This is a genomic window from Spirosoma sp. SC4-14, from assembly GCF_037201965.1.
Lineage (GTDB): Bacteria > Bacteroidota > Bacteroidia > Cytophagales > Spirosomataceae > Spirosoma.
Genome location: NZ_CP147518.1, coordinates 3,383,540 through 3,395,996, shown reverse-complemented (window position 1 = coordinate 3,395,996; position 12,457 = coordinate 3,383,540). Strand labels below are relative to the sequence as shown.

At 48.7% G+C, this 12,457-nt stretch carries 13 protein-coding genes; 10 read left to right on the top strand and 3 right to left on the bottom strand.

What is annotated here, in order from left to right; translation table 11 throughout:
• Positions 1 to 83 precede the first annotated feature (83 nt).
• Together WBJ53_RS13725 and WBJ53_RS13720 are read left to right on the top strand one after the other, a co-directional pair.
• Positions 84 to 1,142 (top strand): methyltransferase, encoded by a 1,059-nt coding sequence (locus WBJ53_RS13725; protein ID WP_338876707.1) that lies wholly within the window; start codon positions 84 to 86, stop codon positions 1,140 to 1,142.
• 250 nt (positions 1,143 to 1,392) lie between these two features.
• Positions 1,393 to 2,040 (top strand): DsbA family oxidoreductase, encoded by a 648-nt coding sequence (locus tag WBJ53_RS13720; RefSeq protein ID WP_338876706.1) that lies wholly within the window; start codon positions 1,393 to 1,395, stop codon positions 2,038 to 2,040.
• A 95-nt stretch (positions 2,041 to 2,135) separates the two neighbouring features.
• Here the strand turns inward: WBJ53_RS13720 and WBJ53_RS13715 are convergent, their stop codons facing one another.
• Entirely contained in the window at positions 2,136 to 3,599 is a 1,464-nt protein-coding gene (locus tag WBJ53_RS13715; protein ID WP_338876705.1) for a M20 family peptidase, read from the bottom strand.
• A 355-nt stretch (positions 3,600 to 3,954) separates the two neighbouring features.
• Between WBJ53_RS13715 and WBJ53_RS13710 the strand changes: the two genes are divergently transcribed.
• From WBJ53_RS13710 to WBJ53_RS13700, 3 genes are read left to right on the top strand one after another with little or no spacing between them, the layout of a single operon-like run.
• Complete coding sequence (locus WBJ53_RS13710) at positions 3,955 to 4,569, top strand: hypothetical protein (RefSeq protein ID WP_338876704.1); 615 nt, start codon at positions 3,955 to 3,957, stop codon at positions 4,567 to 4,569.
• A 31-nt stretch (positions 4,570 to 4,600) separates the two neighbouring features.
• Positions 4,601 to 5,260 (top strand): hypothetical protein, encoded by a 660-nt coding sequence (locus WBJ53_RS13705; protein ID WP_338876703.1) that lies wholly within the window; start codon positions 4,601 to 4,603, stop codon positions 5,258 to 5,260.
• 54 nt (positions 5,261 to 5,314) lie between these two features.
• Positions 5,315 to 6,049, top strand: coding sequence for an ABC transporter ATP-binding protein (locus WBJ53_RS13700; RefSeq protein WP_338876702.1), 735 nt, complete (start codon positions 5,315 to 5,317; stop codon positions 6,047 to 6,049).
• 254 nt (positions 6,050 to 6,303) lie between these two features.
• On the opposite strand, the gene WBJ53_RS13695 is transcribed toward WBJ53_RS13700, so the two are convergent.
• Entirely contained in the window at positions 6,304 to 6,627 is a 324-nt protein-coding gene (locus WBJ53_RS13695; RefSeq protein WP_338876701.1) for a hypothetical protein, read from the bottom strand.
• A gap of 226 nt (positions 6,628 to 6,853) precedes the next feature.
• On the opposite strand from WBJ53_RS13695, the gene WBJ53_RS13690 reads away from it, so the two are divergent.
• The 5 genes from WBJ53_RS13690 (at position 6,854) to WBJ53_RS13670 (ending at position 10,933) form a co-directional block, all read left to right on the top strand.
• On the top strand, positions 6,854 to 8,035 hold the full coding sequence (locus WBJ53_RS13690) for an acyltransferase (protein WP_338876700.1): 1,182 nt from the start codon (positions 6,854 to 6,856) through the stop codon (positions 8,033 to 8,035).
• A 141-nt stretch (positions 8,036 to 8,176) separates the two neighbouring features.
• The gene (locus tag WBJ53_RS13685; protein ID WP_338876699.1) at positions 8,177 to 8,617 is read left to right on the top strand and encodes a MarR family transcriptional regulator; all 441 of its coding nucleotides are present in this window, start codon (positions 8,177 to 8,179) and stop codon (positions 8,615 to 8,617) included.
• 49 nt (positions 8,618 to 8,666) lie between these two features.
• Positions 8,667 to 8,975: a hypothetical protein gene (locus tag WBJ53_RS13680; protein WP_338876698.1), complete on the top strand. Its 309-nt coding sequence runs from the start codon at positions 8,667 to 8,669 to the stop codon at positions 8,973 to 8,975.
• 97 nt (positions 8,976 to 9,072) lie between these two features.
• Positions 9,073 to 10,332: an MFS transporter gene (locus WBJ53_RS13675; protein ID WP_338876697.1), complete on the top strand. Its 1,260-nt coding sequence runs from the start codon at positions 9,073 to 9,075 to the stop codon at positions 10,330 to 10,332.
• A gap of 37 nt (positions 10,333 to 10,369) precedes the next feature.
• Positions 10,370 to 10,933 (top strand): isochorismatase family protein, encoded by a 564-nt coding sequence (locus tag WBJ53_RS13670; RefSeq protein WP_338876696.1) that lies wholly within the window; start codon positions 10,370 to 10,372, stop codon positions 10,931 to 10,933.
• Between the two features lie 103 nt (positions 10,934 to 11,036).
• Here the strand turns inward: WBJ53_RS13670 and WBJ53_RS13665 are convergent, their stop codons facing one another.
• Positions 11,037 to 12,371, bottom strand: a complete 1,335-nt coding sequence (locus tag WBJ53_RS13665) for an Nramp family divalent metal transporter (RefSeq protein ID WP_338876695.1) — start codon at positions 12,369 to 12,371, stop codon at positions 11,037 to 11,039.
• Positions 12,372 to 12,457: the final 86 nt, after the last annotated feature.

The window sequence follows — 12,457 nt, the reverse complement described above, 5'->3', positions numbered from 1 at the left end:
CCTGCTAAAATGAACCAGTAGTCGATAACCGTTCAATTGCTTTTATTGGCAGACTTTTGTTGCCCGAACACAACCTCAACACAATGCATACTGACTTCCAGCCCGATCTGGCACCCATTACCCAACACCTGCGGGCTATGTTTGGCTCCCGTTTATTAATTGCCGCCGTAAGCCATTTGCACGTATTTGATTTATTGGCCAATAATCCGCTTAGTATTCAGCAGGCAAGTACCAGTCTTGGTCTTGCCGAACGGCCAGCTCTGGTGCTGTTCCCGGCGCTGTGTGCGATGGACCTGCTACGCATCGACCAATCGGGTAAGTTGACCATTACTGAACTCGGGCACTTTCTTATCCAGTCGAATGTACCTAACCTGACTGGCTATGTGGGTCTGGAAAGCAATGATCCGGGCGCTCTCGACATGGCAATCCGGCTCAAAAACGATGGTCCGCTGGACACTCTACAGGGTATTTCGTTCGTGAAAGAAGGCGAAGGTCCGTCACCTATGGACGATCTGGAACTGGCCCGCAGCCTTACGCTGGGATTGGCCGGACGTGCCCGCCGACTGTCGCCCATTGTGGCCTCCAAACTCACCAAACGCGAAGGGCATTTACTGGATGTTGCCGGAGGTACGGGTTTTTACACCTACGAATGGTTGCTGAATAACCCAACCTCAACGGCTACCCTTCTGGACCGGCCAGCCGTTCTGGCGGTAGCGGCAGAACTTTTAGACGAACTAGTTATGAGTGGTCGGCCCGGCACCGAAACACTACGCGAACGAATAACGTTTTTACCCGGCGACATGCTAACCGACGAGTTACCCAAAACCGATCTGCTTCTGGCAGCCAGCCTCTTTCACGACTGGCCGACGCCAACCTGCCAACGACTGGCCAATCGGTTCGCGGCTGCCATTCGTCCGGGGGGTGAACTTTGGGTCCACGACGCATTTCTGAACGACGAACTCGATGGACCACTCGCCGTGACGGACTATTCGGCGCAATTGTTCTGGAATACCAAAGGGCGCTGCTACAGCCGGGCCGAGTATCGTGGCTGGTTTGAAGAGGTTGGTCTTGTTCCGACAGTCCACAATATTCCTACACAAATGGATTATGGCCTCATCTGGGCACAAAAACCATCGGTTTAAGTGTTGTCATTGGAGAATACAGGGCTTTTTGATAAAAATGCCGTAGGCATGTCACCGTAGTAGCTCTTTAGTGAGGTTGTGTATTTGTAGCTCTGTAAGAGCGGCATGATTCCGGCAGATATCGCTCCTACGGAGCTATAAAAACAGGAAAACTACTACTAAGATGCCCCCACTACGTGGTTATACGTTTTAAAGCCCTGTTGGAGAATAAGCTAATGACCTGATAACAAAATACAGATAACGAAACAGCATGGACGTAGAAATTTGGAGTGATGTGATGTGTCCGTTTTGCTATATCGGCAAGCGCAAGTTTGAACAGGCCCTCAGTCAGTTTCCGCACAACGAACAAATCAACGTGGTCTGGAAGAGTTTTCAGTTGAATCCAGCGATGAAAACCGATCCCGGCAAAAATATTAATGAATACCTGGCCGAAGTGAAAGGCTGGAGTGTCGAGCAGGCCCGCCAGATGAACGACCGCGTTACGGCTATGGCGCAAGAAGTAGGGCTGGCCTACGATTTTGACCGGGCTATTGTTGCCAATTCGTTCGACGCTCACCGGCTGATTCAACTAGCCAAAACGAAAGGACTTGGCGATGCTGCCGAAGAACGGCTGTTTCGGGCTTATTTTACCGAAGGACGAAACACGGCCGATCATGCCACCCTGCTTGAATTAGGAACAGCTATTGGTCTCGATGCAACTGAAGTGCAAACCGTACTGGCAGGCGATGCGTTTGCCGATGACGTGAATCGGGATATATATGAAGCGCAACAGGTAGGGGCCAGAGGGGTACCTTTCTTTGTATTGAACCGTCGCTATGCGGTTTCGGGAGCCCAGGCCCCCGAAACGTTTCTCGGCGCGCTGAACACCGCCTGGGCCGAAACAGTTACTACAAGCTAAAAGCGCGTTGTTATACCGTATTCGCAACGCTTACAGAACAATAATCCCCGGTGAGCGTTGCGAATCAGCTTAATAACCTTTGCGATAAACCAGTTTTAGATTTTCTGGCTATTCTGAATAAGCGCCACATAGAAGCGGATCATGTTCTGGTAATCCTTAACGCCGATTCGCTCATTGGTGCCATGAATCGTTTGCGTTTCGGCATCGTTCAGCGGCACTGGCGAAAACCGATAGATGGCCGATGTTACGCCCGCATAAAACTTGGAATCGGTAGCGCCCAGCATGATGTAGGGCGCTACCACCACATCTGGAAACACACTCCGAATCGTTTTGTGAATCGTCATGAAGGCCGGACTTTCCGGATCGGATACCGGAGCCGGATTGTTGCCTTTGCCCAGCACACTAACGGTGATGCTATCGTTTTCGATGACCTTTTTCACGTGCTCAATTACGCCATCGACCGTATCGCCGGGCAAGATTCGGAAATTAATGGTGGCAGTGGCATCGATTGGCAAAACGTTATCCTTCGCTCCTGCCCGAAAAATGGTGGGAGCCGTTGTGGTTCGGATCGATGCATTTCCCGATTTGGTTTCCGACATTGTGCGCTCAATTAATGGCGCAAACAGCCACTGATTGGCAAACACAACCCGTTGGCCAAACGACACTTCCGATGCCAGATAATCGAGTAAGTGCGACACCCCGCCATCGAGCCGGGCCGGGAATGGGTGTTTCTCAAGTTTACTAACAGCTTCGGCAACCATACCAATGCTGGTTTGGGCGGGTGGCATTGACGAGTGTCCTCCTTTACCTATGGCGGTTAACTCCAGACTCAGATAGCCCTTCTCGCTGATTCCGACCAGGGCTACCGGCTTTTGCAACCCCGATACTCCATCTGTTTTAATAACCCCTCCTTCATCGAGCACATACTCTGCCGTAACACCGCGCTTTTGCAAAGCAGCCGCAATCGTCTGCGCTCCCCGCTTCCCCGACGTTTCTTCATCCTGACCAAATGCCAGCAACAGCGTGCGCTCCGGCTGGTAATTAGTCCGCAATAAATACTCCACCGATTCCATCAGGGCTATCACGCTCATTTTGTCGTCGAGTGTGCCACGTCCATATAGATACCCGTCCGCCACAATGCCATCAAACGGAGGGCGTTTCCACATCCGCTGCGTTCCCTGAATAACCGGCACCACGTCGTAATGTGCCATCAACAAAACCGGTTTCAAGGCCGGATTTCGGCCTTTCCACTCAAAAAGAAGCCCATATTGATTAAACGTATCCCGCGTCAATCGCTGATGGATAAGCGGAAAGGTCGTTTGGAGGTAACGTAGAAATTTATCAAACTGCGTAGTGTCGGTCAGCGAATAATCCGTATAGGAAACCGTCGGAATCCGAATTGCGCCAGCCAGCCGGTCAATTGCTGAATCAGGCACAATTATTGAAGGAGCCGGAGATACGTCTGCTAGTTGATGCGACGTTAACCGTAAGGTATTGACCAGCAAAACGAGGAGAAGTAAAACAAAAAGGAGCCCAATAGCCCGTAACACTATTTTCATATTAGTTTAGGTCGGTTATAATCCAGATGCGCTATGCCTTCATTGACGATCGTTAGTGATTTGCCGCCTGCTCATCTGGCTTTTCCGATGGCAAATTATCCGCTCTAACTACTCATCATAAGTTAAAATGCAATAAGGCCAAAAAATCGATAAGTACGTTTTAATCAGGGTTAAACCACTATTTTTCTGTATATTGTTCATCTAAATTCAGATTCAGAATCCAAATCGAGCCCAAAAGCGTATAGATCTTTAGTCAGAGCTTTCGTAGTCAGTTGTGCCGCATTACTTTGTGACGCAAGAAGTATATATGGCACAGCTACTACGAAAGCCCTGACGCTTTAGTCAAGAACTACGTATGCTTCAGGCTCTGCTCATTTCGAATAACATTGCGGGATTGTCAGACTATTATGTCTCCAACGACCTGATCACTTATACCGTTGTCAGCATAACCCAGGATTTTGATCCCGACCTCACTCCTTTCGATGTACTGGTTGTACCAAACGGCTCCGATCACGTTGCCATGCTTAAGCTTAGGAACAAGGTGCTCGATTTTTTGAATGATGGCAAGGCGCTGGTCTGTTCTGACGGCTGGTTTACAAACTGGATTCCGGGAAATCAGTGGATAATGGACAATTCGAAACGGACTATCGAAACCCGTTATTTCCTGAAAACGGATCGGTATCATCTCACTGATGGCGTTGACATCAACGAGCTTATCTACTCGCATGGTATGAGCGGATGGTGGGCCTGTGGCTACATCGAGGCTGCTCCTGGTGCCGATATTGTGATCGATGATACCTGGCAACGCCCCATTGTCGTACTCGATGAAGTTAGTACCCGTGGCATCATTTTCATGACCGCCAGTGGCCCTCTGGCCGATGTGACCTATGCCGGAAAACAGGACGTGGCTCTTGTAAAACTATATCGCAATTTCCTCCGGCTGCTATCGTCTAAACCTGTTGTAGCCTAGGTCTTTTCAGTAACTCAGTTTCTTGTCAACTATGCAAACGATCGGACTTATTTTTAATGGGGTATGGTCGCACTATGCGATGGCCACCGCCCCCAAATACCGCGACATTTATAAACTCATTTATGTTTACGACCTGACCAGCAACGCCGTGGCCGGACTGGATGCGCTCGTAATCCCTTTTCAATCGAATCAACAGGAACTGGCCAGTCGCCAGGAAGTCATCTATTCGTTTCTGAATCAGGGAAAGAAAGTATTTGTTGAAGGCGATAGCACGGCCGACTGGCTCGATGCTCAGTGGGAAGATCGACCGGTAAACAACTATTGGTGGGTAGAAACCCCCAACAATCCGCCCGTTTCAGCAACCAATTACCATCATCCGATTTATCGGGGGCTAACTCCGCGTCAGGCCTGCTGGCATACACACGGGGTTTATACCCGGATTCCACCCCAGGCCGAAATAATACAGGCCAACCCGGAAGGTGATGTAATTTCGTGGGAAACCAGTCAGTATGGCGGTACACTTTTTGCGACTACCCTCGACCCTATTGTTGAACATGGCGTGCAGCAGATTAGTCACCTCGACAATTACGTCGATAAGTTAACAGAATGGCTATCGGGCATTAAGCCCACACCCGGCAAAATGACGATCGACAAAGCAATGTATGGCGAAGGTGCCGTTGCCTTTTTATGACCCTACCCGGTAAAGAAAAGCGGGTAAATGGTCAACCTGTTGTACTTTCGCTCTATGCTTGATGTTCTTGGCTTATCGAAACGATTTAACCAATCGTCCATTCTGAGCAATGTATCTTTTGAGTTGCCAGCGGGCGAGGTGTTTGCTGTGCTGGGTCGGTCGGGTTGCGGCAAAACAACGTTGTTGAAGATTCTGGCAGGGCTTGAATCGGCAAACGACGGCGACATTCGAATGGACGGAAAAAGTATATTGACCATTCCTCCCGAGCGCCGTCAGATCGTTTATTTATACCAGGAACCGCTGCTGTTTCCGCATCTGAACGTATTTGAAAATGTAGCCTTTGGTTTACGGATCAGAAACGTCGACAAAACGAGGGTCGATCAGCAGGTAAACGACTTATTAGCGGATCTGGAACTTAGCGATCAGGCTCAAAAACACCCAGGTCAGCTATCGGGTGGGCAACGACAGCGGGTTTCGTTTGGCCGGGCACTAATCATAAAACCCCGTTTGCTGTTATTAGATGAACCTTTTGGCAATTTAGATGCTCAGACAAGAGCCAGTATGCAGTTGTTGTTTGGCCGGGTAGCTCAGCAATATTCGATGACCGCCTTGTTCGTTACCCACGACATTCGGGAAGCGCTAACAGTCGGTACGCGCTTCGGCTATCTCGACCGGGGCGTCATGACTTCGTTTGATACCATCAATGAGTTCGTAGCCGATCCACGGACCGGCGTCAATGCCGAGCTGAATTTCTGGGAATCTATTCAGCTTAGATCAACTTCCCTTTAGGAAAAAAGTCATTGGGCACCGGAAAAGCATCTGACCAATGACTCATGATAGAAAACAGCAAGGCAACAGGCGAAGTCCAGTTCTACGGCACTTGCTACAATCAATACAGGGCAACGGGCAAACAGAGAACATACCGGCTTTTCCCGGCTTAGCCTTCACAGGCTTTCTTTGGATCGAAGTATCTCTGTTTTACGACACCTGTACTAGCACTAAATACTTTTTTCGCACTGCCTGTCGACAGCGGCACGAGTTACTCAAATCACTAACTCAAACACCTTCTTAAGAGTCGTTTCTCCTTCTTCGAGGTTTTGTAAAACATCGAATACTTTATCAGACCATCCGGCAATCAGATAGACATCATTCTGTTTTACCCGAAGCGGGGCCTGCCCATATCCAGCCAGATCGAACACGTACAATCGGGCTTCCGGAAACAGTTGCTTATACATAGCCCACGTATACGCTACGGTGTTTTGGTTATTCTGGTTTTGCGTTTTGCTGTCCCACAGTTGCCTTCCTGATTGAAGACTTTCGCTTTGTTGTGGGTTAAAAAGTTGAATTTCATGGTTGTCGATAGACATAATTTATAAGCGGTTAGCTATTGGGCATTGGTTCAAATGACGAACTACTACCCGATTTGCCAGCTTGACAACACAAAGATTTATGGCTTCTGCGCAGCCTTTTTGCGTTGTTACTTTTTTTTTGACACTATTTTTAATTGTTCATTGCGCATCTTGCCCGTGATGCCGATGCAACATTTCTGTTTTTTCCTCCTCCTTGATTTGATCAATTTTACGTCCCAATTCTATGAAAGCTGGTAGTAATCGGGCAATCTGGCTCGACTATCTGCGTGCGTTTGTTACGCTACTGGTTGTAGCCCATCATGCCGCTATGGCTTACCCTACCTACGGCTATTTTAACCCTGCACAATACATTCTCTCAACCGCTCCCGTTGTCGATCAGGCCCGCTGGCTGGGTATGGATGTGTTCATCGGCTTCAACGATTTGTTTTTCATGCCACTTATGTTCCTCATCAGTGGCTTATTTGTTTATCGGGGGCTTGAGCGGAAAGGCACACAGGCTTACTTAGCCGATCGCGCAATTCGGCTAGGCATCCCGTTTCTGATAGCCGAATGCGTACTAATACCGCTGGCCTATGTACCTTCCTACTACCTGGCTACTCACTCGTTTACGCTAGAGCAGTTCATTAGCGATTACATTGTCCACCAGCAATGGCCCGTCGGTCCTCCCTGGTTTATCTGGCTTCTGCTGGTTTTCGACGGCCTTGCCGTACTGATTTATCGAATTTCGCCAACGATTTATCCAGTGATGGGGCAATGGTTTCTTCGTCAGGCCAGTTCCCCAATCCGATTTGGCATCATCCTTTTCGGCCTAGTTGCCCTGAGCCTGATTCCACTTAGTCTGTGGGTAGGCCAATATACCTGGATCGGCCGGTGGGGGCCATTCGATTTCCAATTGAATCGACTTTTATTTTACCTGCTGTTCTTTTTGTTGGGGAGTTGCCTGGGCGCTACTTCCTGGGAGCCGTTCTTTTTTTACTTTGGTAAACTGTTTGGCAAAAACTGGCTATTTTGGGTTGGCCTAAGTATAGGATGCTACGTTTTTTTTCTGGCAGTTTCAGATTTTGGTACCGCTCAGGTCAGGCAGGGAAATCTGACCGAAACCCAGGGCTTTTTCTTCTATGACCTGGCATTTGTAGGTAGTTGCCTGGCCAGCATTGGCGCTTGCCTGAGCATTTTTAAACAAATCTTCACCCGGCCAGTCCGATTCTGGACAAGTGTATCGGCCAATGCTTACACGATTTATATGGTCCATTACGGATTTGTCACCTGGCTTCAGTTCGCCCTTCTTTGGGTCAACGTGCCAGCTTTCGCCAAATTCATTTTTGTCTGTATGGGTGCCGCTAGCCTGAGCTGGCTTTGCAGCAATCTACTCCGCCGAAACAGCTACATTGCTCAGTTGCTGTAAACACCCTGCCATTGGCCATCAACCGCTGCCGGTGCCCGGTTGCTACCAACTAATGTTAATAATTCTTTAATGGCAGTTTGTTTAAAGTGTTATAATTATGCCGTACTTTTGTAAAGTAACTTAACAAGTTTTCCTTACAAAATGAGCACTACCCAAGACGATACTCATCTACCTTCCGACCTGCGGATGGTTCTGTCACGGCTCGTAAAAAAACTGCGTAGTAAGTCGCCAACCCACGAAAAACTCTCGCTGACAGAGCGGGCTGTCATTAAGCAGCTCAACGAACATACACAAATGCTACCCAGCGAACTGGCCCGGCAAGAAAAGGTCACTACGCAGTCGATGTCACAGATACTGAATCACCTTGGAGACCTTGGCTATATTGTTCGCACGCCATCAGAAACCGACAAGCGTAAGGTAATGATCTCGCTGTCGGAAACCGGCCAGGCCCTTCTGACCAATGCAAGGCATGAAGGCAATGAATGGCTGAACAAGGCCATAACTCAAACCTGCTCGCCAGAAGAACAGGCTATCCTGCGACAGGCTCTAGGCCCATTAGGCAAACTGGTCGACTTCGATTAAAAGAACTAGTTAACATCAGCAAGTTGTAACCGATCAACCCATCAACAGTATGAAATGGTATCAGTATCTTGCCGCCTTTTTTGCTGGCCTGTTTTTAGCCAATGTAGTTCCTCATTACACGCACGGCGTTTCTGGCGATCCATTTCCAACGCCATTTGCCAATCCACCCGGCAAGGGTCTGTCATCGCCAACTGTCAATGTACTCTGGGCCTGTTTTAATCTGCTGGTGGGCTATGTTCTGCTACGGGTAAGCAACGTATCTCCTCAGAATAAGCTATCGATGCTGCTCCTGTTTTTAGGTTTCGTAGTGATTTCGATCATGGCGAGCATAACCTTCATGGATAAGTTGACTCCCTGAGCTTTTAGCGATAAACGAGTGGATACCAATAAATCCGCTCAGGAATTTACTGATTGATGAGCTTCCCCGACCAGTCAGCAATACAATCATCAACGTTATGAATCTGACTACATTTCGTGCTTTTAAAAGCCGTAACTATCGATTGTTCTTTACCGGCCAGTCGATCTCCTTACTGGGAACATGGATGCAGAAAACCGCCGTAAGCTGGGTTATCTATTCCATGACGCACTCCAAATTTATGCTTGGCGTGAGTGTATTTGCCACCCTGTTTCCATCGGCCGTGTTTACGTCCATTGGCGGAGTTGTATCGGACCGGTATAATCGGCACCGGGTTTTGCTGTTGACGCAGGTTCTGTCGATGGTTCAGGCCATTTTGCTGACGCTGGTGGTTTTCTTCAAGCACTATGCGGTTTGGGAAATTATTGCGTTGAGTGTCGTGCTGGGCATTATCAACGGCTTCGATGTTCCTGCCCGCCAGTCGCTGGTTTACGAAATGGTCGACGATAAAAGCGACCTGCCCAATGCCGTGGCGCTGAATTCTTCGATGGTCAATTTATCTAAACTGCTAGGTCCTGCCATTGCCGGAATCGCTATCGAAAAACTGGGCGAAGTCGTTTGTTTTGGTCTGAATGCCGTCAGCTTTATTGCCGTTATTGGCTCCTTACTGCTCATGAAACTGCCAGCGTACGTGCCGAAGACCCATACCAAAAACATTCTGGGCGAACTAGCTGAGGGGTTTAGTTATATCCGGCAAACGCCTTCCATCCGCTACATAATCAGTATGCTGGGCCTGGTTAGCTTGCTGGTGCTCCCTTTTACAACACTGATGCCCGTTTACGCAAAAGACGTCTTTCACGGTACGGCTTCAACCTTCGGCCTAATCGACAGCGCCATTGGTCTTGGTGCCTTTATCGGAGCCATCTTTCTGGCCTCACTTAAAGCCGGAACAAACCTCAGCAGAGTGCTCATGATCAACACCTTTGTCTTTGGCACGGGCCTTATTCTATTCTCCTATACGCCCTGGTACCCATTGGCACTGCTGTTTATTGTGATTGGCGCTTTTGGCATGATGTCGCAGATTACGATTAGCAATACCCTGCTGCAAACTCGCGTAGCCCCATCCATGCGAGGACGAGTGATTAGCCTCTATGTCATGGCTTATTCCAGTGCCTTACCCATTGGCAGTTTGCTTGTGGGTGCTATTTCACAGCACATTGGCGTACAGAACACTGTGCTGTGCCAGGGGATTCTAGCCCTGCTTATTGGCGTTCTGCACCTGCGTTTTTTTCAGAGAAATAAGCTTAAACAATCGGCATCCGCCTTACCCACTACTTCACCCACTGAAGTTCCTATATAAGTCTGATTCTTTTTCGTTTTTCAAACCTAACAGTAGTATGATCACAGCTCTCGATCCCCAAACAGCTCTCGTTTTAATCGACCTCCAAAAAGGTGCACTTAGCTACCCGTTATTAATCCCCGCCAGCACGCTGCTCGGCAATACAGCCAAACTGGTATCTGCTTTTCGAAACGCCAATCTACCAGTAGTAATCGTCACTATTGATCCGTTGGGTGGCCCTACACACAATATTCGTCGGGATACTCCGCTAAGACCACGGTCGTCTTACACTCCGGAATCACTGGAACTAACGTCAGAAATTAAGCCGGAGGCCAACGATATTTTAATTACGAAACATACCTGGAGCGCCTTTTACGAAACGGGGCTGGATGAAGAATTAAAACAGCGGGGCATTACGGGAATAGTGCTGGCGGGCGTTTCGACCAGCATTGGCGTAGAAAGTACCGCTCGGGCTGCCAGTGAACGGGGCTATAATATTGCATTTGCGCAGGATGCCATAACCGATGTGGTTGCAAGTGCGCATGAGCACAGTCTGAAACTAATTTTTCCGAGAATTGGTGAAGTCGGCGATACCGACGCCATTATTGCTGCCTTAAACTAGTCATTTGGCACTGACACACTACTCAGTAGGTGAAAAAAAGACGCCCGGTAGTATGGGGCGTCTTTTTTTCACCTACTGAGAGAAATAACCGATGGTCAATGGCTTAAAAAAGAGTGTCAAGCAGCAGATATCCGTTCAGGCCGATAATAATGACAGCCACTACCCACGATACACTTTTTAGCCAGCCAGGATTTACAAATCGGCCCATTTTCAGCTTATCGCTGGTGAACGACACTAATGGCACAACGGCAAAACTCAGTTGCACGGATAAAATCACCTGACTAAACACCAATAGCTCGGATGTACCATGTTCGCCGTAAAGAATGGCAACAACCAGAGCCGGAACAATTGCCACCAGTCGGGTAATAAGTCGACGGAGCCAGGGTTTAACACTTAAGTTTAAAAAACCCTCCATCACAATCTGCCCGGCCAGCGTACCGGTCAGCGTCGAGTTTTGCCCCGAAGCCAGCAATGCCACAGCAAACAATACGCCCGCCAGTTTTACGCCCAGAATCGGGTCGAGCAGCCGATGTGCGTCGGTGATGTCGGCCACGTGCTGATTACCGGAAAAATGAAATGTTGCCGCCGATAAAATCAGAATGGAAGCGTTGATAAAAAAAGCCAGAAAGAGCGAAACGGTAGAATCGATCGTAGCAAATTTAATGGCCGACTTACGTCCCTCATTGTTGCGGTCGAAATTGCGGGTCAGAACAATACTGGAGTGCAGATAGAGGTTATGCGGCATAACCGTTGCGCCCAAAATTCCGATAGCAATATAAAGCATACCCGGATTTGTAACGACTTCCGGACGCGGTAACAGGCCGTTCAGCACATCGGCCACTACGGGTTTCGAGACAATAAGTTCGTAGCCAAAGCAACCGATAATCAGAAAAATAAGGCTCGCCACAATACGTTCGAGCGTCTGAAAGCCTTTATTCTGGAGGTATAACAGCAACAGTACATCGAGTCCGGTAATGAGGATACCAACCGTTAGCGGTAATCCAAACAACAGGTTAAGGGCAATAGCCGAGCCTATCACTTCGGCCAGATCGGTAGCCGCAATGGCAATTTCGGCCAGTAACCAAAGTCCAACCGCCACCGGACGGCTGTAGTGGTCACGACAGGCCTGTGCCAGATCGCGACCGGTAACAATACCCAGTTTAAGCGCCAGGTGCTGAAGAAGAATGGCAAATAAATTAGAAATCAGCACAACCGATAGCAGCCGATAGCCAAACTGTGCTCCACCGGCAATGTCGGTAGCCCAGTTACCGGGGTCCATATAACCAACGGCAATCATTAGCCCTGGGCCAAAATAAGCCATCAGGGTCTTAAAAAAACCACTATTCTTTGGCACATGGATGGAACTGTGGACATCGGGCATTGAATTTTCCAGATTATCCCGCTGCCATCCTTTCATGGTTGTATTCGTAGCCTCCATATTCATCATATACGCTAAAAATCCGACTTCAGATGATAAAACCTATGCTGCCCAGCATGGTGCGTAGACCAGGGACAACGCAGGTC

Bases quoted from the DNA above. Each gene is read 5' to 3' on its own strand.
- WBJ53_RS13700 (WP_338876702.1), top strand. From the start codon at position 5,315: ATGCTTGATGTTCTTGGCTTATCGAAACGATTTAACCAATCGTCCATT.
- WBJ53_RS13705 (WP_338876703.1), top strand. From the start codon at position 4,601: ATGCAAACGATCGGACTTATTTTTAATGGGGTATGGTCGCACTATGCG.
- WBJ53_RS13720 (WP_338876706.1), top strand. From the start codon at position 1,393: ATGGACGTAGAAATTTGGAGTGATGTGATGTGTCCGTTTTGCTATATC.
- WBJ53_RS13725 (WP_338876707.1), top strand. From the start codon at position 84: ATGCATACTGACTTCCAGCCCGATCTGGCACCCATTACCCAACACCTG.
- WBJ53_RS13695 (WP_338876701.1), bottom strand. From the start codon at position 6,627: ATGTCTATCGACAACCATGAAATTCAACTTTTTAACCCACAACAAAGC.
- WBJ53_RS13710 (WP_338876704.1), top strand. From the start codon at position 3,955: ATGCTTCAGGCTCTGCTCATTTCGAATAACATTGCGGGATTGTCAGAC.
- WBJ53_RS13675 (WP_338876697.1), top strand. From the start codon at position 9,073: ATGAATCTGACTACATTTCGTGCTTTTAAAAGCCGTAACTATCGATTG.
- WBJ53_RS13690 (WP_338876700.1), top strand. From the start codon at position 6,854: ATGAAAGCTGGTAGTAATCGGGCAATCTGGCTCGACTATCTGCGTGCG.
- WBJ53_RS13665 (WP_338876695.1), bottom strand. From the start codon at position 12,371: ATGGAGGCTACGAATACAACCATGAAAGGATGGCAGCGGGATAATCTG.
- WBJ53_RS13685 (WP_338876699.1), top strand. From the start codon at position 8,177: ATGAGCACTACCCAAGACGATACTCATCTACCTTCCGACCTGCGGATG.
- WBJ53_RS13715 (WP_338876705.1), bottom strand. From the start codon at position 3,599: ATGAAAATAGTGTTACGGGCTATTGGGCTCCTTTTTGTTTTACTTCTC.
- WBJ53_RS13670 (WP_338876696.1), top strand. From the start codon at position 10,370: ATGATCACAGCTCTCGATCCCCAAACAGCTCTCGTTTTAATCGACCTC.
- WBJ53_RS13680 (WP_338876698.1), top strand. From the start codon at position 8,667: ATGAAATGGTATCAGTATCTTGCCGCCTTTTTTGCTGGCCTGTTTTTA.